Origin of the sequence: Streptomyces sp. NPDC051322 (assembly GCF_040689485.1) — a bacterium.
Lineage (GTDB): Bacteria > Actinomycetota > Actinomycetes > Streptomycetales > Streptomycetaceae > Streptomyces.
The window spans coordinates 361671-383165 of sequence record NZ_JBFBAK010000005.1; the positions used below are offsets into that span (position 1 = coordinate 361671).

A 21495-nucleotide genomic window follows, 5' to 3' on the forward strand; every position below is an offset into this window, starting at 1 on the left:
TCCCCCAAGACATTCCGTCGGACGTCCCCCAAGACATCCTTGGCATCGTTCACTTAGACACTCGGTGCGCCGGAATGGTTACCCCGTGAAGCACGTGATCCATGTCTCGTTGTGAACGTCATGTGAAGGTACGCAATCTCAGGCTGTTTGTCACTACGAACACCGAAGAGAACGCCATAGCGAAACCGGCGGTCATGGGGTTGAGCAGCCCGGCAGCGGCCAGCGGCAGGGCCGCGACGTTGTAGGCGAAGGCCCAGAAGAGGTTGCCCTTGATGATCGCCAGCGTGCGGCGGGCGAGCCGGATCGCGTCGGCGGCCGTCAGCAGATCTCCACGGACCAGCGTGAGGTCACCGGCTTCGATGGCGGCGTCGGTGCCGGTGCCCATCGCGAGCCCCAGGTCGGCGGTGGCCAGGGCAGCCGCGTCGTTCACCCCGTCGCCGACCATCGCGACCCGCCGGCCCTCGGCCTGAAGCTCGCTGATCACCTCGGCCTTGTCCTCGGGAAGCACCTCGGCGTGGACCCTCTCGATGCCCACTTCGGCCGCCACCGCATCGGCGACCGTCCGGTTGTCACCGGTCAGCAGGACCGGTGTGAGGCCCAGCGCGCGGAGCCTCCGTACGGCCTCGGCGCTGGTCTCCCGGACCGCGTCGGCGACCGTCAGCACGCCCCGGGCCCGCCCGTCCCAGGCGACGGCCACCGTGGTGCGCCCGGCGGCTGCCGCGGGCACCTCGGGCAGCCCGATGCCCGCATCGGTCAGCAGCTTCGCCCGTCCGGCCAGCACCTGATGTCCGTCGACGGTGCCGCGCACCCCGAGTCCGGGTACGTCCTCGAACCCTTCGGGCGCCGGCAGATCCCCTGTGCGCTCCTGTGCGGCCGCGGCGACGGCCAGAGCCACCGGATGTCCCGAGGCGTGCTCCAGGGCGCCTGCGAGCCGCAGCAGCTCCTTCTCGTCGGTGTCCCCGAAGGCGTGCACCTCCTGGAGTTGCATGCGCCCGGTGGTGATCGTGCCGGTCTTGTCCAGTACGACGGTGTCCACCCGCTGCGTCGACTCGAGCACCTCGGGGCCCTTGATCAGGATGCCCAGCTGGGCGCCCCGGCCGGTGCCGACCATCAGCGCGGTCGGGGTCGCCAGACCCAGCGCACACGGGCAGGCGATGACCAGTACCGCCACGGCCGCGGTGAACGCCGCGGTGAGATCGCCGGAGGCCAGCAGCCAGCCGGCCAGCGTGCCCAGCGAGATCAGCAGCACGACCGGCACGAAGACGGCCGAAACCCGGTCGGCGAGCCGCTGCACCTGGGCCTTGCCGTTCTGCGCGTCCTCCACCAGGCGGGCCATCCTGGCCAGCTGGGTGTCCGCGCCGACCCGGGTCGCCGCCACGACGATCCGGCCGGAAGCGCTCACACAGCCGCCGGTGACGGTGTCTCCCGGCCCGGTGTCCACCGGCAGGGACTCGCCGGTGAGCATCGAGGCGTCCACCGCGGACGTGCCCTCGATCACCAGTCCGTCGGTGGCGATCTTCTCTCCGGGGCGCACCACGAAGCGGTCGCCCACCGCCAGCCGGTCGGCCGGCATGCGGACCTCCGTACCGCCGCGCAGCACCGAGACGTCCTTGGCGCCCAGTTCGAGCATGGCCCGCAGGGCGGCGCCCGCACTGCGCTTGGAACGCGCCTCCAGATAGCGGCCGAGCAGGATGAACGTGACGACGCCCGCGGCGACCTCGAGATAGATCGTCGATGTGCCGTCGGTGGGGGACGCGGTCCAGCTGAACCCGTGCCGCATCCCCGGCATCCCCGCGTCGCCGAAGAACAGCGCCCACAGTGACCAGAGGAACGCGGCGAGCGTGCCCAGCGAGACCAGGGTGTCCATGGTGGCCGCGCCGTGCCGCAGGTTCGTCCAGGCGGCCCGGTGGAAGGGCAGCGCGCCCCACACCGTGACGGGCGCGGCAAGCGCCAGGGACAGCCACTGCCAGTTGTCGAACTGCAGCGAGGGGACCATCGCCAGTACGACCACCGGCAGGCTGAGCACCGCGGAGACCAGCACCCGCTGCCGCAGCGCCTCCAGCACCGGGTCGGCGGCCTGCTCCTCCGGCTGTCCGTCCGGGGTGGCCGGGGCGGCCGGGGCCGGTGGGGCCGGTTCCTCGGCCGTGTAGCCGGTCTTCACCACGGTGGCGATCAGATCGGCGATCTGTATGCCGTCACCGAAGGACACCTTCGCCTTCGCGGTGGCGTAGTTGACGGTGGCCTCGACCCCGTCCATGCGATTGAGCTTCTTCTCGATGCGGGCCGCGCACGAGGCACACGTCATCCCGCCGACCGAGAGCTCGACCGTGCTGGTCCCGACCGTGCCGGGTTCGACTGTGCCGGTCTCTGCTGCGCCCGTCATGGTGGCTCAGGCCCGGCCCGTGAGCTCGTAACCGGCTTCGTCGACCGCGGCCCGGACGGCCTGCTCGTCCAGCGGGGCCGCGGAGACCACGGTCACCTGCCCGGTGGCCGCGACGGCCTGCACGGAGCTGACGCCCGGCAGCTCGCCGATCTCGCCGGCCACCGCGCCTTCGCAGTGACCGCAGGTCATGCCGGTCACCTGGTAGACGGTGGTGACGGCGTTGCTCTCGGAGGTCCGGGCCTCGGCGGTCATGTCGCTCTCCTCTGCGCAGATGTACGTGAACCATGGTGCGTGAGGGAACCCCGGGAACACCGGGGCCCCTCCGATTCCTCCACGGTATACCCCTAGGGGGTACAGATGCGAGCCGGGGCGAGCACGCGCGTCGGCCGGTCAGCGGTCCCGGCCGCGATTGCTGGGCCTGCGCGACACCCACACCCGGATGGTCTCCGCGTACCAGTACGGCTTTCCGTGCTCCACCTGATCGGGCGGCGGCAGCAGGCCGTGCTTGCGGTACGAGCGGACGGTGTCCGGCTGGACCCGGATATGCGCGGCGATGTCCTTGTACGACCAGAGCTTTCGGTCGGTCATGTTCAGCACCTCCCTGCGCCGACCGCGGCAGCCGGCCTGGCGGCCGTCGGGGGAGTCGCGGTACTGGCGCATTGGTGATCAATCAGCCTCTCCTCGGACAACGAGGGCCGAAGAGGCGGAGGATGGGCCTGTTGATCTCCTGTGACGGAAAGCACGCGTAACGAGGACATGCGTGACCACGCGGCAACTCCTGTGACGCGAGTGGCACATGGGCCTGTGCAACTTCCCTGGAGTCGTCGGACGGCCTCGGCGTGCGTTGGCCGGCAGGCGGGGCAGTGGCCGGGATACGCCGTGTAAGACAAGTCGTCTTACATTGGCTGTTTCTCGATCGCGCGGGCCAGGGACCGCAGAAAGCAGCCTTCGTTCTCCCGCTCCGCGAGTGCGACCAGCGCGGTCGCCGTCTCGGCGCGGAATGCCGCGTGCTGGTCGCTCGCGTCGCCCAGCAGGTCGCAGCCAGTCATTCGTGCAACACGGATCATTCGAACCGATCAGCTCAAGGCCGAGCGGCAGCGAACCCGATCCCTCAGCCGCAGCCCGCCGCAGCAGGACTTGGTACGCGTCCCAGTCGTCCGTCTCCTGGGCAGCGCGCGCCGCAGCCAGGGCTTGTTCGACCAGTGCCGCGCCTGCTTCCATCCGCGCAGTCTTGCGCGCGATCCGTACCCTCAGCGCTGCGGGCATCATTCCGGACGTCGCCCGCTTGCTTGGCGAGTCCTGTCGCTCAGCCGTCAAGCGTTGCTCAGACGGGGAGTTCGGTGATGCCGAGCGCGAAGTCCAAGTTCCCCACCCCGTGGTTGGCGAGGCCCACCGTGACCACGCCCGCTCCTTCCAGCCAGTGCGCCATTTTCAGGCCGCCGACGTCCAGCGGGCGCAGCCCGAGGCTCTCGATGAACGCCCCCACACTCGCCTTGGCCTGCGCATCGTCGCCGGCGAAGAAGACGTCGGGCCGACCCTTCTCCAGGACATGACGGAAGACGGTGTTGAACGCCTTCACCACGCCGGCGCCGGCCGGGGCCACCTTGGCGACTTCCTGCGCGATCGAGGTCTCCTCGCGGTGGACCAGCCCGTCGAACGTGGAATTGAAGGGATTGCTGATGTCGACGATGACCTTGCCCGCGAGAGCCTCTCCGTACTGGGCGACGACCGGCACGACACCGTCGTACAACAGGGCCACGATGACGATGTCCCCGGCCGGGGCGGTGCCCCATTCTCCCGTCGTGGCGCCACCACCGAGGGCCTTGGCCAGGTCAGCGGCCTTGGACTGATCGCGGCCCATGACCTCGACGGTGTTGCCGCCCGCTACTGCCCGCGCGCCGATGGTGCGGGCCATGTTCCCGGTGCCGATGATGCTGATGTTGCTCATGAGATGTCCTGCCCTGGTTGTGTGTGGTTCGGTTCAGATGGCGGTGGTGCCGCCGTCGGCGACGAGTTCCATGCCGTTGACGTAGCTGGAGTCGTCGGAGGCGAGGAAGAGGGCGGCGGTGGCGATTTCGTCGGGTCGGCCCATCTGGCCGCGGGGGATGAGGGACTCGAACTGGTGCCTGGTGGCCTCGTCGAAGAGTTCTTCCTGCTTGGCGGTGGCGACCTGGCCGGGGGTCAGGACGTTGACGCGGATGCGGCGATCCTTGAGCTCGTTGAGCCAGACGCGGGCCCAGGCCTGCTGGACGGCCTTGCTGCCGGCGTAGACGCTCCAGCCGGGGAAGGCGCCGAGAGAGGCGTTGGAGCCGGTCATGAGGATGGAGCCGCCGTCGTTGAAGAGCGGGAGGGCCTTCTGGACGGTGAACAGGGTGCCGCGGGCGTTGAGCCCGAACCAGGTGTCGAACTGGGCCTCGGTGATCTCGCCGAGCGGGGCGGGCTCGCCGCCGCCGGCGCTGGCCCACAGCACGTCGAGGCTTCCCTTCTCCTGCTTGACGGTGTCGTACAGGCGGTCCAGGTCGTTCAGGTCGGCGGCATCGCCCTGAACGCCGGTGACGTTGCGGCCGATCTGCTTCACGGCCTCGTCCAGGGCGTCCTGGCGGCGGCCGGTGATGAAGACGTGCGCTCCCTCGTCGACGAACAGCTTCGCGCCGGCCAACGCCATGCCGGTGGTGCCGCCGGTGATGACCGCTACCTTGCCGTCGAGCTTTCCCATAGTCATTCCCTTGGGTCGGTGGTGCCGTGTGCACCTGGGGCGACGGTGTTATGTACACCGTCCTGTGTGCTTACGCTACTGGGCGGGCGGCCAGGGCGCAAGCTATGTACACCGGTCGTTACCCAAGTGAGGTAGCATGGGGCCATGACGGAGTTGGAGAAAGGCCCCACGGGCCGCCGCCGCGGCCGGGGCGCCCGCGAGCGCATCCTCGGCGCGTCCCAGCAGCTGTTCCGCGAGCGGGGCATCAACCGCACCGGCATGGACCAGCTCTGTGCGGCGGCCGAGGTGTCCAAGCGGACGGCCTACCAGCACTTCAACGGCAAGGACGAACTCGTCGCCGAGTACCTGCGCCGGTTCGATCCCTCTGTTCTGTCCGGCGTGTTCGACCGCACCGACCTCACGCCCCGCGAACGGCTCCTCGCCGCCTTCGACATCCCCCCCAGCACCCCCATGTGCCCCTACATCGCCGCCGCCGTCGAACTCCACGACCCCCAGCACCCGGCATCGCAGTACGCACGCGACTACAAGAAAGCCGTCGCCGGGCGGCTCGCCGACACCGCCCGCGAAGCCGGCGCCGCCGACCCCGAACAGCTCGGCGAGCAACTCGCGCTGCTCATCGACGGCGCAGCGGCCCGCACCCGGGTCCTCAACGCCGACGCCTTCCCCACCGCCGCCGCCATCGCCGCCGTCCTCATCGACACCGCCATCCCCGCCACAGCCGGCGAAGACCGGCGACGGGAGGAAGCGTCGAGTTGACCTGGCACTCCGCGGCCGGGGTGGACGCGCTGCCGGCCGCGCGGCTGCACCCGCCGGTACGCGACACCACCCGCCCGGCACCCGGCCCTGGCGTGTCGGCTTTTACGGAACTGGCCGCCCGCCTGCAGCAGGCCGCAGCACAAGCCGCCGGGCAGACCGGCGCCCCCCAAAGGCTTTCAGGAGTTCGAGGCCGTCATCCCGGCCCAGGGCGGTGACGCGCCGTCGGTTCGAACGGGCGGGGACGGCTTGCGGGGCCGGCGCCCGGGCTTGCGCCACGCCACCCCGTCCGCGACGGCCGCCGTCGCGCACCGCTAGGATCCGTGGGCATGGCGCTGAGCGTGAACGACGTGGACCGGTTCGAGGCGTTCAGGCCCCGCCTGGAGGCCATCGCCTATCGTCTGCTCGGCTCCGCGAGCGAGGCCGAGGACGCCGCGCAGGAGACGTTCCTGCGCTGGCAGGCCGCCGACGTCGACCGTGTCGAGGTCCCCGAGGCCTGGCTGACGAAGGTGCTCACCAATCTCTGCCTCAGCCAGCTCACATCGGCACGCGCGCGGCGCGAGACCTACGTGGGCCAATGGCTTCCCGAGCCGCTGCTCGCCGGCGACCCGATGCTGGGTCCCGCCGACACCGCGGAACAGCGCGACTCGGTGTCGTACGCGGTCCTCGTCCTGCTGGAGCGCCTCTCGCCCAACGAGCGGGCCGTGTACGTGCTGCGGGAGGCCTTCGCCTACCCGCACCGGGAAATCGCCGAGATCCTCGGTCTCACCGAGGCCGCAAGCCAGCAGATCTTCCACCGCGCCAAGAAGCGTGTTGCCGCAGACGGGCCCCGCACCGAGATCGACGAGGCCGCTGCCCGGCGGGTGGTCGAGGAGTTCCTCGCGGCCGCCACCAGCGGCCGGACCGAGCCACTCGTACGGCTGCTCACCCAGGACGCCATCGCGGTCGGCGACGGCGGTGGGAAGGTCCCGGCCCGAGCCCGGGCGTTCGAGGGCGCGGTCGCGGTCGCGAAGTTCATGCGGGGCCTGTTCAAGATCAACAAGGCCAAGCGCGCTCTGGTCGGCGGCTCGACCGAGGTCTATGTCAGCGAGGCCAACGGCGCCCCCGCCGTCGTGGTGATCGTCGAGGGCCGGGTCTTCGGCGTCATCTGCCTGGAGATCGCCGACGAGGGCATCGCCGCGTTCCGCAGCCAGGTCAACCCCGACAAGCTCGAGCGCGCCACCCGGCAGTGGGCGGCCACCGACCACGGAGAGCCCCTGCTCCGTGCTTTCTGAACACCAGGTATACGTGCTGTGACGTGCTTCACATTCTCCTCCTGTCAGGAAACGGCGGGCTGCCCGGTTCAAGGGGCGAACCCGCTGGAGACAGGAGCCGGACATGCAGCATCGAATCGTCGTCCTCGGAGCCGGATACACCGGAGCCATCGCGGCCGGCCGCCTCGCCAAACGGCTGCGCCGTGAAGACGTCGCCATCACCCTCGTCAATGCCGAACCCGACTTCGTCGAACGGGTCCGGTTGCACCAGCTCGCGGTCGGCCAGGAACTCAGCCCCCGGCCGTTCAGCGAGATGTTCGCGGGCACCGGCGTCGCACTGAGGCTCGCCAAGGTCACCGGCGTCGACGTCGAGCGAAGGACCGTCAACCTCAACGGGGCGAACGAAGCCGAGGAGTTGGAGTACGACACCCTCGTGTACGCCCTCGGCAGCGGCTGGAACGACCAGGGCGTCCCCGGGGTCACCGAGCACGCTCAGGAGATCGCCGGCCGCCCCGGAGCACTCCGGCTGCGCGAGCGGCTGGCCCGTCTGGACGCCGGACAGCCCGTGGTCGTCGTCGGCGGTGGCCTCACCGGCCTGGAGGCAGCGACCGAGATCGCCGAGGCCCGCCCGGACCTCGACGTCACCCTGGCTGCCCGCGGCACCCTCGGCGACTGGCTCTCGCCCAAAGGCCGCAGGCACCTGCGGAAGGTCGCCGACAAGCTGGGCCTCACCGTGCACGAGCACGTCACCGTCACCGGCGTCGAGACCGACCATGTCGCCACCGCCGACGGCACGACCATCCCGGCCGCCGTCACGGTCTGGACCACGGGCTTCGCCGTCCATCCGATCGCGAAGGCCACCACCCTGGACGTCACCGACACGGGCCGGATCGTGGTCGACGACACCCTGCGGTCGGTCTCCCACCCGGACGTGTACGCCATCGGTGACGCGGCGCTGGCGATGGGCCCCGGCGGCAAGCCGTTGCGGATGTCCTGCGCCTCGGGTGTCCCCTCGGCATGGCAGGCCGCCGACGCCATCGCGGCACGCCTGACCGGCGGGAAGCTGCCGAACGTGTCGGCCCGCTACTACAACCAGTGCATCTCGCTGGGCCGCCAGGAAGGCCTGATCCAGTACGTCACCGCCGACGACCGCGCGATCCGGGCGGCCCTGACCGGACGGCTCGCCGCCGTCTACAAGGAACTGGTTTGCAAGGGCGCGGCCTGGGGCGTCGCCAACCCGACACTCGGCATGCCGAGCCGTCGCCGCCGCGTCGTGGGCGAGCCGGTAGCGGCGAGCCCGGCGGTCGAGGTGACGTCCTGACGCGCACCGCGGAAGGCGCCGGGAGAACGGGGCGCCGGGAGACACCGGCGGGCAGAAACACTGCCCGCCGGCGGGTCGTTCAGCGCACCTGGCGAGGCCGGAGAGAAGCTCCCGGCATCAGGCGGCCGCGATGGCAGTCAGCGCGGCTACGCGCTCCGGCCGGGCGATGAGTTGCCAGGCAACGAGTGAACCGGCGAGGTAGGCGACGCCAACGCCCAGGAACGAAATGGCGGCTCCGTAGGTCCAGTTGGAGAATAGTCCTCGCGGTACGCCTGTCGGATCTGGTCCTGGCCGCTGCGGCAGATCGTGCGGGCCAGACCGGCATACCACCGGGCCATCACCCAGCCCGGGGCCGGCCGCTGAGGCGTCACGTGTCCCCGCAGGCGCCGCAGGGGCGGGAAAATGTGTCGCCTTCGGGTGCAGTGGACCGTACCGTCGCCTCGATGCAGCTGCTTTCCGTCAACGTCGGCAGGCCCCGCCCCAATCCGTGGAAGGGCCTCAGCGCCACAGGTATCGACAAGCGGCCCGTTGAGGGCCCGGTCGCCGTGATCGCCCCTGGCCCCAAGGGCACCGGCGCGGTCGGTCTCGTCGGCGATCGGGTCTATGACGTGCAGCACCACGGTGGCTCCGACCAGGCCGTCTACGCCTACGCCCGCGAGGATCTCGACCGGTGGGAGAGCGAGTTGGGCAAGCCGCTGGCGAACGGCGTCTTCGGGGAGAATCTCTCGACCGCCGGCTTGGGCGTCAATGACGCCCTGATCGGCGAGCGCTGGCGCATCGGCTCCGATGTTCTCCTGGAGGTGTCCTGCCCGCGTATTCCGTGTGCGACGTTCCAGGGCTGGCTGGAGCGTGACGGTTGGATCAAGCGTTTCACGCGGGCCGCGCTGCCGGGCGCGTATCTGCGCGTGATCCAGCCGGGGGAGATCCGCGCCGCCGACCCGGTGGAGATCGTGTACCGGCCCGACCACGACGTGACCGTCGCGCTCGTCTTCCGCGCGATGACACGTGAACCGGAGCTGCTGCCGCGACTGCTGGTCGCCGACGCCCTGCCGGAGGAGGCCAAGGAACTGGCCCGCAGGCGTACCGCCGGGTAGGCGGCCGACTTCAGGGGCGCGCCGGCCATCGTCCTGCACGTGAAGACCGGCGATCTAGCCCCCGCAGGAGCGCAGAAAGGCCCTGGTGCGGCGGGCGATCGGCAACGGCCGGTCGGGTGGGCACGGGTACATGTCCTGTTCGACGATCGCGAACAGGTCCCGGTCCAGCTTGCGCGCCGCGTCGAGCACCGGCCCCAGCGCGGGCACGCCGTTGGGCGGTTCGCACATCACGCCGCGTGCCACCGCCGGGCCGAACGGCAGTTCCGCTGCGCGCACTTCGGCCAGGACTGCCGGGTCCACCTGCTTGAGGTGCAGGTAGCCGATCCGTTCCCCGTACGTCTCGATCAGCCGGACGCTGTCGCCACCGCAGTACGCGTAGTGCCCGGTGTCCAGGCAGAGCGAGACGAGGGCGGGGTCGGTCGCGTCGAGGAAGCGGCTGACGTTCTCCTCGGTGTCGATGTGGGTGTCCGCGTGCGGATGGACGACGATCCGCAGCCCGAAGCGCTCCCGCACCTCGTGCCCCAGCCGCTCGGTCTGGGCGGTGAGGTCCCGCCACTGCGCGGCGGTGAGTCTGTCGGGCTCCTTGACCTCGCCCGTCTTGTCATCGCGCCAGAACGACGGGATGACGACCAGGTGCTCCGCCCCCATGGCCCGGGCCAGTGCCGCGATGTCGGAGACATGGGCCCAGGTGGCGTCCCACACGGCGGGCCCGTGGTGCAGCCCGGTGAAGACCGTTCCCGCCGAAACCCGTAGTCCGCGCCCGGTGATCTCCTCGGCGAGCCGGACCGGGTCCGTCGGCAGATAGCCGTACGGTCCCAGTTCGATCCACTCGTAGCCGGACTCCGCGACTTCGTCGAGGAAGCGGGTCCAGGGGACCTGGAGCGGGTCCTCGGGGAACCACACCCCCCAGGAGTCGGGTGCGGAGCCGATCCGGATGTGCGTCATGGGGACCAGGCTTCCGTCCGTGCCGGAAAGCTGTCAAGCGTTCGTCCGAATGTAAGGACAATGCGTTGACAGCGGGTCTAGGGGGGAGTTAGACCTGTGAACATCCCGCCGACCGAGAGGACGTGCACGGTGTACGACCTGATCACCATGGGCCGGATCGGGGTGGACATCTACCCGCTGCAGGCCGGGGTACCGCTGGCGCGGGTCGACACGTTCGGCAAGTTCCTCGGCGGGTCGGCGACCAACGTCGCGGTCGCCGCGGCACGGCTGGGGCGGCGGGCCGCGGTCATCACCCGGACGGGTGCGGACCCTTTCGGTGACTACCTGCACGAGGCGTTGCGTGGGTTCGGCGTGGACGATCGGTGGGTGACGCCGGTTGCCGGGCTGCCCACGCCGGTGACCTTCTGCGAGATCTTTCCGCCGGACGACTTTCCGCTGTACTTCTACCGGCAGCCGAAGGCGCCGGACCTGGAGATCCTGCCCGGTGAGCTCGATCTTGGCGCGATCGCTTCGGCGCGGGTGTTCTGGATGACGGGGACGGGGCTGTGCCAGGAGCCGAGCCGCGCTGCGACGCTTGCGGCGCTCGCTGCACGGGGCTCCGCCCCGGACCCCGCTCCTCAATCGCCGGAGGGGCTTGATTTTGCCCCTCGCCGTGAGCAGCAACAGGACTGCCGGCGACCAACTGTCACCGTGTTCGACCTGGACTGGCGTCCCATGTTCTGGGACGGGGCACCGGGCCCGTACTACGAACAGGCCCTGCGCCACGCCACCGTGGCCGTGGGCAATATCGACGAGGTGGAGATCGCCACCGGCGAGCGCGACCCGCACACCGCCGCCCAAGCACTGCTCGCGCACGGCGTGGAGCTCGCCATCGTCAAACAGGGCCCCAAGGGGGTACTCGCCGTGCACCGCGACGGCGCCACCGTCGAGGTGCCGCCCGTCCCCGTGGAGGTCGTGAACGGGCTGGGCGCGGGCGACGCGTTCGGCGGCGCCCTCTGCCACGGGCTGCTGGCGGGCTGGGACCTGGAGCGCACCATGCGGTACGCGAACGCGGCCGGCGCCATCGTCGCCTCCCGGCTCGCCTGTTCGTCCGCCATGCCGTACCCGGCCGAGGTCGAGTCGGCCCTCGAAGGAGTACAGCCATGACCGGCGCCGGATCGATCTCCATCGCCGACCTGGTGACCGTGCGCACCCGCCACCCGGAGGCCATCGCGGAGGCCGCCGCCCGGCGGACCCGGCGGCCGCTGATCGGGGACCGGAGCCGGCTGATGATCGTGGCCGCCGACCACCCGGCCCGCGGTTCGCTCGCCGTCGGGGACCGGGCGCACGCCATGGCCAACCGGCTCGACCTGCTGGAGCGACTCTGCCTGGCGCTGTCCAGACCGGGCGTCGACGGGGTGCTCGGCACCGCCGACATCCTGGAGGACCTGCTGCTGCTGGGGGCCCTGGAGGGCAAGGTGGCGATGGGCTCGATGAACCGGGGCGGGCTCTTCGGCGCCTCCTTCGAGCTCGACGACCGCTTCACCGGCCACCGCGCCCAGGACCTGGCCCGCCTCGGCTTCGACGCGGGGAAACTGCTGCTCCGGATCGACTACCAGGACCCGGGCTCGCTCACCACACTGCACGCCACCGCCCGCGCCATCGACGACATGGCGGCCCACCGGCTCCCCGTATTCGTCGAGCCGTTCATCTGCCACCGCGCGGACGGCAGGCTCCGCAGCGATCTGAGTGCCGGCGCGGTGACCCGTTCCATCGCCATCGCCTCCGGCCTGGCCGGCACCTCCGCGTACACCTGGCTGAAGGTGCCGGTCACCGCCGATCCGGACGACATGGCCCGGGTGATGGAGACCTCGACGCTGCCTGCCGTGCTGCTCGGCGGTGAGCCCGGTGACGACCCGGTGGGCACCTACGAGAAGTGGCGCAGGGCGCTGCGACTGCCCACCGTGCAGGGGCTGGTGGCCGGGCGTGCGCTGCTCTATCCGGCCGACGGTGACGTGACGGGCGCCGTCGACACCGCGGTGGGACTGCTGTAGCCATCGGAGAACCCGAGCCGCCCCGGAGGGCACTGATGAAGGACGACGACCTGGTGGTACGGGCCGGAAGCGAGGCCCACGGGCCCTACGCCCTGGACATCGGTCCGGAGCGGGCCGGCTGGGCGCACTGTGCGTTGCGGATACTGGAACTCGCCCCCGGCGGTTCACATCTTCTTTCCACCGAAGACAGCGAATGGATCGTTCTGCCGCTCACCGGGGGCTGTACCGTCCTGGTCGACGGAGCGATCATCGAACTCCGGGGCAGAGCCGGGGTGTTCGATGCGGTGACCGATTTCGCCTATGTGCCGCGCGATGCCGATGTGCAGATCTCCTCCGGCGCGGGAGGCCGCTTCGCCCTGGCAGGAGCGAAATGCGGGCGACGTCTCCCCGCCCGCTACGGCCCCGCGCCGGAGGTTCCCGTCGAACTGCGGGGCAGCGGCAACTGTTCCCGGCAGGTCAACAACTTCGCCGCGGCCGACACGTTCGAGTGCGACCGGCTGATCGCCGTCGAGGTGCTGACCCCGGGCGGCAACTGGTCCTCCTTCCCGCCGCACAAACACGACGAGCACCGTCCTGGCGAGGAGTCCGAACTGGAGGAGATCTACTACTTCGAGATCGCCGGTGCGGGCCCCGGCTACCACCGGGTGACACCGTCCCGGCCGGGCGGCACCGATCTGCTGGCCGAAGTCCGCAGCGGAGACACCGTGTTGATCCCGGACGGCTGGCACGGCCCGTCGATGGCCACCCCCGGGCACGACATGTACTACCTCAACGTGATGGCCGGCCCGGGCGCCGCACGCGAATGGCTGATCAGCGACCACCCGGACCACGGCTGGATCCGTACGACTTGGGACACCCAGGCCGTCGACCCGCGGCTGCCCCTCTACACAGCCCCCGAAGACGCCGTTCCCGAGGACACCGCCCCCGACAGCGAATCGGAGCGCCCACGATGACCGCACGCCGGCTCACCACCGCGCAGGCCCTGGTGACCTTCCTGGCCCGCCAGTACACCGAGCGCGCCGGACACCGCAGCCGGCTGATCGCCGCCACCTGGGGCATCTTCGGCCATGGGAACGTGGCCGGGATTGGTCAGGCGCTGGTGGAGGCCGGCCCCGAGACCATGCCGTTCCACCAGGGCCGCAACGAACAGGCCATGGTGCACGCGGCGGTGGGCTTCGCCCGGCAGTCCGGCCGGCTCTCCGCGCACGCCGTCACCACCTCCATCGGCCCCGGCGCGACCAACCTGGTGACCGGTGCGGCGCTGGCCACCGTCAACCACCTGCCGGTGCTGCTGCTACCCGGCGACAGCTTCGCGGCGCGCCCCGCCGACCCGGTACTCCAGCAGCTGGAAGTCCCCTACGCCGGCGATGTGTCCGTCAACGACTGCCTGCGCCCGGTCTCCCGGTACTTCGACCGGATCACCCGCCCCGAGGCCCTGATCCCCGCCGCGCTGGCCGCCATGCGGGTGCTGGCCGACCCGGCGCAGACCGGCGCGGTGACGCTCGCGCTGCCGCAGGACGTACAGGCAGAGGCGTACGACTGGCCCGAGGAGTTCTTCGCCGAGCGGGTCTGGCGGGTACCGGTCCAGCAGCCGGACCGGACGGCGCTGCTGGATGCGGCCGACGCGATCCGGGCCGCCCGCCGGCCGCTGATCGTCGCGGGCGGCGGGGTCCATCACAGCGGCGCCGAACCCGCCCTGCGCGCGCTCGTCGAGGCGACCGGCATCCCGGTGACGGCCACCCAGGCGGGCAAGGGATCGCTGCCCTACGACCACCCGGCGGACGTGGGCGGTATCGGCCACACCGGGACGGTCACCGCCGACGGACTGGCCCGCGCCGCCGACCTGGTGATCGGCGTCGGCACCCGCTACACCGACTTCACCACGGCCTCCGGGACCCTCTTCCAGGAACCGGCGGTCCGGTTCGTCAATATCAACATCACCGGTTTCGACGCACACAAGATGGCCGGCCTTCCGGTCATCGCGGACGCCGGAGCCACCCTCCGGCAGCTGACCGAGGCTCTCACGGGCCACCGCGTCCCGGCCGGCTATGAGAGTGCGTACACCGCGGCCAAGGCCGAATGGGAGACCCTGGTCAGTGCCGCCTACGCCGCGGACCGGGAAGACGTGCGGCCCACCCAGGCGCAGGTGCTCGGCGTCCTCGACACCCTGGTGACCGGCGAGGACATCCTGATCAACGCCGCCGGTTCGCTCCCGGGCGACCTGCACAAACTCTGGCGGACCCGCTCCCGCGACCAGTACCACGTCGAATACGGCTACTCCTGCATGGGATACGAGATCCCGGCCGCCATCGGCGTCCAGCTCGCGGCGCCGGGCCGGCCGGTCTGGGCGCTGGTCGGCGACGGCACGTATCTGATGAACCCCACCGAGATCGTCACCGCCGTCCAGGAGGGGCTCCCGGTCAAGGTCGTCATCCTGCAGAACCACGGCTATGCCTCCATCGGCGGCCTCTCCGATTCCGTGGGCGCCGAGCGCTTCGCCACCGGGTACCGCTTCCGGGCCCCGGACGGCACGTACACCGGCGACCCGCTGCCGGTCGATCTGGCGGCCAACGCGGCCAGTCTGGGCCTCACCGTCCTACGCGCGCAGACCGTCCGTGAGCTGCGCGAAGCCCTGGCCACGGCTCGGACGTCGGACCGTCCCACATGTGTCTACGTGGAGACCGAAACGGACGACACTGTGTCGGGCCCGCCGCCGGCCCAGGCGTGGTGGGATGTTCCCGTAGCGGAGACCGCGACCCGTCCGTCGGCGGTCAAGGCCCGGGAGGAGTACGACCGGCAGGTCGCAGCCCGACGACGCCATCTGTAGAAGAACACGCCTGAGGACCCCTGAGGAGCTCACCCATGAAGACCGTCAACCACTGGATCGGTGGCAAGACCGTCGAAGGCACGTCGGGCAACTGGGGCCCGGTCACCGACCCGGCGACCGGCGCCGCCACCACCCGGGTGGCGCTGGCCTCGGTCGAGGAGGTCGACGCGGCCGTCTCGTCCGCGAAGGCGGCGTACGAAACCTGGGGCACGTCGTCGCTGTCCACCCGCACCACCATCCTGTTCCGCTACCGCGCCCTGCTCGACGCGCACCGTGACGAGATCGCCGCGCTGATCACCGCCGAACACGGCAAGGTGCACTCCGATGCGCTCGGCGAGGTCGCCCGCGGCCTGGAGATCGTCGAGCTGGCCTGCGGAATCACCAACCAGCTCAAGGGCGAGCTGTCCACCCAGGTCTCCACCCGGGTCGACGTGTCGTCCATCCGCCAGGCGCTGGGCGTCGTCGCGGGCATCACGCCGTTCAACTTCCCCGCGATGGTGCCGATGTGGATGTTCCCGCTGGCCATCGCCTGCGGTAACACCTTCGTACTGAAGCCCAGCGAGAAGGACCCCTCGGCCGCGAACCTGCTGGCCGAGCTGGCCGCCGAGGCCGGGCTGCCGGACGGTGTGCTGAACGTGCTGCACGGGGACAAGGTGGCCGTCGACGGACTGCTGAACCACCCGGACGTCGCCGCGGTCTCGTTCGTCGGATCCACCCCGATCGCGCGCTACATCCACGCCACCGCGTCCGCCAACGGCAAGCGCGTCCAGGCGCTCGGCGGTGCCAAGAACCACATGCTGGTGCTCCCGGACGCCGACCTGGACGCCGCGGCCGACGCCGCCGTCTCCGCCGCGTACGGCTCGGCCGGGGAGCGGTGCATGGCGATCTCCGCCGTCGTCGCGGTCGCCTCCATCGCCGACGAGCTGGTCGGCAAGATCCGTGAGCGCGCCGAGCAGATCAAGATCGGCCCCGGCAACGACCCGGCGTCCGAGATGGGCCCGCTGATCACCGCGGTCCACCGCGACAAGGTCGCCTCCTACGTCAAGGGGGCCGCCGCCCAAGGCGCGAAGGTGGTCCTGGACGGTACCGGCTACACCGTCGAAGGCCACGAGGAGGGCCACTGGATCGGCCTCTCGCTGCTGGACAACGTCGCGACGGACTCCGACGCCTACCGGGACGAGATCTTCGGCCCGGTCCTCTGCGTGCTGCGGGTCGACACGTACGAGGACGGCGTCGCCCTGATGAACGCGTCGCCGTTCGGCAACGGCACCGCGATCTTCACCCGGGACGGCGGCGCGGCCCGCCGCTTCCAGCTGGAGATCGAGGCGGGCATGGTCGGCGTCAACGTGCCGATCCCGGTCCCGGTCGGCTACCACTCGTTCGGCGGCTGGAAGGACTCGCTCTTCGGCGACCACCACATCTACGGCAACGACGGCGTGCACTTCTACACCCGCGGCAAGGTCGTCACCACCCGCTGGCCCGACCCGGCGGACGCGCCGGCCGGGGTGGACCTCGGGTTTCCTCGCAACCACTGAGTGAACTCTCGGGGAAATCCGGTCGGCCGGGCGTTCGAAAGGCCCTGGGAGGCGGTGCCGCTGCCTAGCATGAGCGGCGCCGCCCCCGCCGTACGAACGGAGCCCCGTCGTGTCCAGCCGCGCCATCGCCGGTACCCGCATATGGGCGGCGGCGGCCGTGCTGTCGGCCGCCGCCATGGTGACCACCGGCGCTCTGCTGACCGACGACCCGTCCGGCACGGCGTCCGCACCGCACCCGGCCCACGCCGACGGCCTCCCGCACACTGCCGTGGAGGTCTCGGTCGGCTCCTGCGGCCGGGGTTGGACCCGGGCCCGCGCCGGTACCCAGGTGTTCGACCTGCACAACACGTCCACCGGGCCGGCCGAGGTCGACCTCACCGACCCGCGCACCGGCGCCGTCTACGGTGAGGTCGAGGGCCTGGCGCCCGGCACCTCCCGCCCGATGCGGGTGGCGCTCGGCAGCGGCTCGTACGCCTTCCGGTGCCTGCCCGACGACGCCGACGCGATCACCGGGCCCACCGTCCGGGTCACCGGCGGCGCCGATGCCGCCGGCCCGCACGCGGTCCCGGTGACGGAACACGACCTGGTCCCGCCGACCCTCGCGTACCAGCGGTGGATCGGCGCCAGGACCGTAGAACTCGCGCGGCGCACGGACGTACTGCGCCAGGCCGTCGACCGCGGCGACCTGGCCGCCGCGCGCACCGCATGGCTGCCGGCGCACCTGGTCTACGAGCGGATGGGCGCCGCCTACGGCACCTTCGGGGACGCCGACGCGGCCATCAACGGCACCGGCGCCGGACTGCCCGACGGCGTCCACGACCCGGGCTTCCAGGGCTTCCACCGCGTCGAGTACGGGCTGTGGCACGGCGAGTCCGCCGCATCGCTGCGGGCCCCGGCCGACCGCCTGGCGCAGGCCGTGCACGCCCTGCGGGACGGCTGGCCGCAGCAGCGGATGGACCCGGCGGAGCTGGGTCTGCGGGCGCACGAGATCCTGGAGAACACCGAGCAGCTCGAGCTGACCGGGCGCACCGATCACGGCAGTGGCACCAGCCTGGACACGGCCCGCGCCAACCTCGACGGCACCCGTGAACTCCTGCATGTGCTACGTCCGTTGCTCACCTCCCGCTTCCCGGGGCTGCCACAGCTGGACTCCTGGCTGGATCGTACGCAGCACACCCTGGACGGCTTCGGGCACGATGGCCACCGCCCGCCGGTGAACCGACTGCCGCGCACTGACCGGGAACGGCTCAACAGTGATATCGGTGAGACGGTGGAGCGGCTGGCATCGGTCGCGGCCATCTGTGATCTGCGGAGGACGGCATGAACGAGGGGCGAGACCAGGGACACGCGCAGGAGCCGCGCGCCAACGAGGTACGGCGGCGCGGCTTCCTGCGGGGTGCGGCGATCGGCGTGGGCTCGGCCGTCGCCGGGGCCGGCCTGGTGGCGGCGGACCACCCGACCGGTAAACCGGCGGAGCCCGGACAGTCCGCGGCCCGCACCGCATTCCACGGTCCGCACCAGGCAGGCATCCTCCGGCCTTCCCAACGAGCCACCGCCTTCGTGGCGTTCGACGTGACGGCCGAAAGCCGCCGGGAACTCACCGAGCTGCTGCACACCCTCACTGCCCGGGCCCGCTTCCTGACCACCGGAGGCACCCCGGCCTCGCCGGGAATCACCGCACCCCCCACCGACTCGGGGGTCCTCGGGCCGGTCGTCCCGCCGGGCGGGCTGACCGTTACGGCCGGTGTCGGCGCCGCCCTCTTCGACGAGCGGTTCGGGCTGAAGGACCGTAAGCCGTTGCGGCTCACCGCGATGCCGACCTTCCCGGACGACGACCTCGACCCGGTCATGTGCCACGGCGACCTGAGCCTGCAACTCTCCGCGGAGAGCCCCGACGTGGTGCTGCACGCGCTGCGTGACATCGCCCGCCACACCCGGGGCGGCATGCAGGTGCGGTGGCGGATGGACGGCTACACCAGCCCCTCCCGGCCCAGCGGAACACCGCGCAACCACCTGGGCTTCAAGGACGGCATCGCCAACCCGGACGCCGGCGACGGCCCGACCATGGACCACCTCGTCTGGGTGGGCGACGGCGGCGCCGAACCGGCCTGGACCGCCGGCGGCAGCTACCAGGTGGTGCGGCTGATCAGGATGCTGGTGGAGTTCTGGGACCGGGTCTCGATCACCGAGCAGGAGCGGATGTTCGGCCGCAGCCGGGACACCGGGGCGCCACTCGACGGGACCGGCGAGTTCGACACGCCCAAGTACCCACAGGACCCGAAGGGCGACGTGATCCCGCTGGACAGCCACATCCGGCTGGCCAACCCCCGGGTCCCGAAGACCGACGCCCAGCGGATCCTGCGCCGCGCGTACAACTACGACCGGGGCATGGACAGCAACGGCAACCTCGACATGGGGCTGCTGTTCTGCTGCTACCAGCAGGATCTGGCCCGGCAGTTCGAGACCGTACAGAAACGGCTGGCCGGCGAACCGCTGGCGGACTACATCACCCCCTTCGGCGGCGGCTACTTCTTCGCCCTGCCCGGCGTGCGCGACCGGACGGACTGGCTGGGCCGGGCGCTGCTCGCCTGAGGAACTCCTGACCGGTTGTTCACCCCGGCGACACGGTCACGCACCCACCCGGTCGCCCGCCTGCCGGAACATCGCACTCCGCAAGGACACGACGACAGCCGACAGCGGAGGCACAGAGAACATGGTCAGCACAGGAAGAACGGCGGGACGCCGCGCCGTGCGCTGGGGAGCATGCGCCGGGGCGGCGGCGCTCGCCGTTCTCGGGGGAGCGGCCCCCGCGTCGGCGAACTCGCACGCCCACCCGGGCAGCAGCGCGACGAGCACCCCGATCAAGCACCTGGTGGTGATCTTCCAGGAGAACGTCTCCTTCGACCACTACTTCGGCACGTACCCGAAAGCGGCGAACACCGACGGCACGACGTTCAAGGCGAGCAAGCACACGCCGAAACACATCGACACCCTGAGCGCGGCCGGACTGCTGAAGAACAACCCGAACCAGTACGCACCCGAGCGGCTCTCCGCGGACCAGGCCATGACCTGCGACCAGAACCACGGTTATGGACCCGAGCAGTACGCGGCCAACGGCGGCAAGGCCGACCAGTACGTGCAGAACACCGACTCCGGGAAGTGCTCCGGCAACCTGTTCGGCGAGCCCGGCCTGGTCATGGACTACTACGACGGCAACACGGTCACCGGGCTGTGGAACTACGCCCAGCACTACTCGCTCGGCGACAACTCCTACAGCTCCACCTACGGCCCCTCCACCCCGGGCGCGCTGAACCTGGTCTCCGGTCAGACCCACGGCGTCATCTCCGTCGACCCGGCATCCGGCACCGAGCACCCGAAGCAGACCGGCGCCCCCGACCCGTACGCCGTGGTCTCGCCGGACGCCCAGGGCGTCGGCACCGTCACCAACGACCCCGACCCGGCGTACGACGACTGCTCGGGCGCCGACCACACCAGCAAGAACGCGCTCGCCGCGATGCAGGGCAGGAACATCGGTGACCTGCTCTCCGCCAAGAACGTCAGCTGGGGCTGGTTCCAGGGCGGCTTCCGGCCCAGCACCGCCTGGGACGGCAAGCAGGGCGACTACGCGAAGTGCGCCGGGAACACCCACACCAACGTGGGCGGCGCCGCGTCCGTCGACTACAGCCCGCACCACTCGCCCTTCCAGTACTACGAGGCGACGTCCAACCCGCACCACCTGCCGCCCAAGAACGCCGCCGAGATCGGCCACAGCGGGCAGGCCAACCACAACTACGACCTGACCGACTTCGACACCGCGCTCAAGACCGGCAACCTGCCCGCGGTGAGCTTCCTGAAGGCCGCCGAATTCCAGGACGGCCACGCCGGATACTCCGACCCGATCGACGAACAGCACTTCCTGGTCGACCGGATCAACAAGCTGCAGCAGTCCCGGGAGTGGCAGGACACCGCCGTCGTCATCGCCTACGACGACTCCGACGGCTGGTACGACCACGCCTACGCGAAGCCGCAGAACGGCTCCCAGGACAGCACCACCGGATCCAACGGCAAGGCCGCCGACAGCCCCGCCTGCCAGGCCGGCCCCGCCTCCGCCGGCGGCTACGCCGACCGCTGCGGCCCCGGCACCCGCCAGCCGCTGCTGGTCATCTCCCCGTACAGCAAGGTCAACTCGGTCGACCACACCCGCACCGAACAGGCCTCGATCACCAGGTTCATCGAGGACAACTGGCGCACCGGACGAATCGGCGACGCGTCCTTCGACGCCCGCGCCGGATCGCTGAGCTCGGCCTTCGACTTCAGGCACCCGAACAACCAGCAGGTGCTGCTCAACACGGACGGCTCGGTCAGGTCCGTCCGCCACATCCCCCGGCACCCCGCACGCCCGGACCGGTCGCACGGTGTCGCCGACCTGACCACGGACGTCACCGCGCAGGCTGCCACCGACCGCGGGCTGCCACCGGCCGTGCTGCCGGCCGGTATCGCGTTCGCCGTGCTCGCGGCCGGCGCCACCGCCTTCGCGATGCACCGCCGCGGGGCGCGCAAGGACAGCTGAGCACCGGCTGACCGCCGAGTACTTCGCGGAGGGGCCGTCAGGGGGGCGGCCCCTCCGTTGCCAGA

At 71.0% G+C, this 21495-nt stretch carries 19 protein-coding genes; 12 read left to right on the plus strand and 7 right to left on the minus strand.

Annotated elements, in window-relative coordinates; all coding sequences use genetic code 11:
- Window positions 1-118 precede the first annotated feature (118 nt).
- The 6 genes from AB0436_RS15005 to AB0436_RS15030 all read right to left on the minus strand — a co-directional run bounded on the left by AB0436_RS15005 (window position 119) and on the right by AB0436_RS15030 (window position 5099).
- The gene (locus AB0436_RS15005; RefSeq protein WP_366468253.1) at window positions 119-2383 is read right to left on the minus strand and encodes a heavy metal translocating P-type ATPase; all 2265 of its coding nucleotides are present in this window, start codon (window positions 2381-2383) and stop codon (window positions 119-121) included.
- A gap of 6 nt (window positions 2384-2389) precedes the next feature.
- A complete protein-coding gene (locus tag AB0436_RS15010) occupies window positions 2390-2635 on the minus strand; it encodes a heavy-metal-associated domain-containing protein (RefSeq protein ID WP_366468254.1) in 246 nt (81 codons plus the stop codon).
- Window positions 2636-2773: 138 nt separating this feature from the next.
- Window positions 2774-2971: a MerR family transcriptional regulator gene (locus tag AB0436_RS15015; RefSeq protein WP_366468255.1), complete on the minus strand. Its 198-nt coding sequence runs from the start codon at window positions 2969-2971 to the stop codon at window positions 2774-2776.
- Between the two features lie 308 nt (window positions 2972-3279).
- A complete protein-coding gene (locus tag AB0436_RS15020; protein ID WP_366468256.1) occupies window positions 3280-3432 on the minus strand; it encodes a hypothetical protein in 153 nt (50 codons plus the stop codon).
- A 275-nt stretch (window positions 3433-3707) separates the two neighbouring features.
- A complete protein-coding gene (locus tag AB0436_RS15025) occupies window positions 3708-4331 on the minus strand; it encodes an NAD(P)-binding domain-containing protein (protein WP_366468257.1) in 624 nt (207 codons plus the stop codon).
- 33 nt (window positions 4332-4364) lie between these two features.
- Window positions 4365-5099: an SDR family oxidoreductase gene (locus tag AB0436_RS15030; RefSeq protein WP_366468258.1), complete on the minus strand. Its 735-nt coding sequence runs from the start codon at window positions 5097-5099 to the stop codon at window positions 4365-4367.
- 144 nt (window positions 5100-5243) lie between these two features.
- Between AB0436_RS15030 and AB0436_RS15035 the strand changes: the two genes are divergently transcribed.
- The 4 genes from AB0436_RS15035 (at window position 5244) to AB0436_RS15050 (ending at window position 9520) form a co-directional block, all read left to right on the plus strand.
- Complete coding sequence (locus tag AB0436_RS15035; protein ID WP_366468259.1) at window positions 5244-5855, plus strand: helix-turn-helix domain-containing protein; 612 nt, start codon at window positions 5244-5246, stop codon at window positions 5853-5855.
- 326 nt (window positions 5856-6181) lie between these two features.
- Entirely contained in the window at window positions 6182-7126 is a 945-nt protein-coding gene (sigJ, locus tag AB0436_RS15040; protein WP_366468260.1) for an RNA polymerase sigma factor SigJ, read from the plus strand.
- A 103-nt stretch (window positions 7127-7229) separates the two neighbouring features.
- Window positions 7230-8426 (plus strand): FAD-dependent oxidoreductase, encoded by a 1197-nt coding sequence (locus AB0436_RS15045; protein ID WP_366468261.1) that lies wholly within the window; start codon window positions 7230-7232, stop codon window positions 8424-8426.
- A 443-nt stretch (window positions 8427-8869) separates the two neighbouring features.
- Window positions 8870-9520 carry an MOSC domain-containing protein gene (locus tag AB0436_RS15050; RefSeq protein WP_366468262.1) on the plus strand — a complete coding sequence of 217 codons (651 nt, stop codon included), beginning with the start codon at window positions 8870-8872 and terminating at the stop codon, window positions 9518-9520.
- Window positions 9521-9574: 54 nt separating this feature from the next.
- Here the strand turns inward: AB0436_RS15050 and AB0436_RS15055 are convergent, their stop codons facing one another.
- Window positions 9575-10465 carry a sugar phosphate isomerase/epimerase gene (locus AB0436_RS15055; RefSeq protein ID WP_366468263.1) on the minus strand — a complete coding sequence of 297 codons (891 nt, stop codon included), beginning with the start codon at window positions 10463-10465 and terminating at the stop codon, window positions 9575-9577.
- 147 nt (window positions 10466-10612) lie between these two features.
- Between AB0436_RS15055 and AB0436_RS15060 the strand changes: the two genes are divergently transcribed.
- The 8 genes from AB0436_RS15060 (at window position 10613) to AB0436_RS15095 (ending at window position 21430) form a co-directional block, all read left to right on the plus strand.
- Window positions 10613-11611: a 5-dehydro-2-deoxygluconokinase gene (locus AB0436_RS15060; protein ID WP_366468327.1), complete on the plus strand. Its 999-nt coding sequence runs from the start codon at window positions 10613-10615 to the stop codon at window positions 11609-11611.
- Complete coding sequence (locus AB0436_RS15065; protein ID WP_366468264.1) at window positions 11608-12498, plus strand: deoxyribose-phosphate aldolase; 891 nt, start codon at window positions 11608-11610, stop codon at window positions 12496-12498. The genes AB0436_RS15060 and AB0436_RS15065 overlap by 4 nt, the downstream gene beginning before the upstream one ends.
- Before the next feature lie 35 nt (window positions 12499-12533).
- Window positions 12534-13451: a 5-deoxy-glucuronate isomerase gene (gene iolB, locus AB0436_RS15070; protein ID WP_366468265.1), complete on the plus strand. Its 918-nt coding sequence runs from the start codon at window positions 12534-12536 to the stop codon at window positions 13449-13451.
- On the plus strand, window positions 13448-15325 hold the full coding sequence (iolD, locus tag AB0436_RS15075; RefSeq protein WP_366468266.1) for a 3D-(3,5/4)-trihydroxycyclohexane-1,2-dione acylhydrolase (decyclizing): 1878 nt from the start codon (window positions 13448-13450) through the stop codon (window positions 15323-15325). Before iolB ends, iolD begins: the two co-directional genes overlap by 4 nt.
- Window positions 15326-15360: 35 nt before the next feature.
- A complete protein-coding gene (mmsA, locus tag AB0436_RS15080; RefSeq protein ID WP_366468267.1) occupies window positions 15361-16860 on the plus strand; it encodes a CoA-acylating methylmalonate-semialdehyde dehydrogenase in 1500 nt (499 codons plus the stop codon).
- Between the two features lie 109 nt (window positions 16861-16969).
- Window positions 16970-18184 carry an EfeM/EfeO family lipoprotein gene (locus AB0436_RS15085; RefSeq protein WP_366468268.1) on the plus strand — a complete coding sequence of 405 codons (1215 nt, stop codon included), beginning with the start codon at window positions 16970-16972 and terminating at the stop codon, window positions 18182-18184.
- A complete protein-coding gene (gene efeB, locus AB0436_RS15090; RefSeq protein ID WP_366468269.1) occupies window positions 18181-19452 on the plus strand; it encodes an iron uptake transporter deferrochelatase/peroxidase subunit in 1272 nt (423 codons plus the stop codon). The genes AB0436_RS15085 and efeB overlap by 4 nt, the downstream gene beginning before the upstream one ends.
- 121 nt (window positions 19453-19573) lie before the next feature.
- Window positions 19574-21430: an alkaline phosphatase family protein gene (locus tag AB0436_RS15095; protein WP_366468270.1), complete on the plus strand. Its 1857-nt coding sequence runs from the start codon at window positions 19574-19576 to the stop codon at window positions 21428-21430.
- Window positions 21431-21495 lie beyond the last annotated feature (65 nt).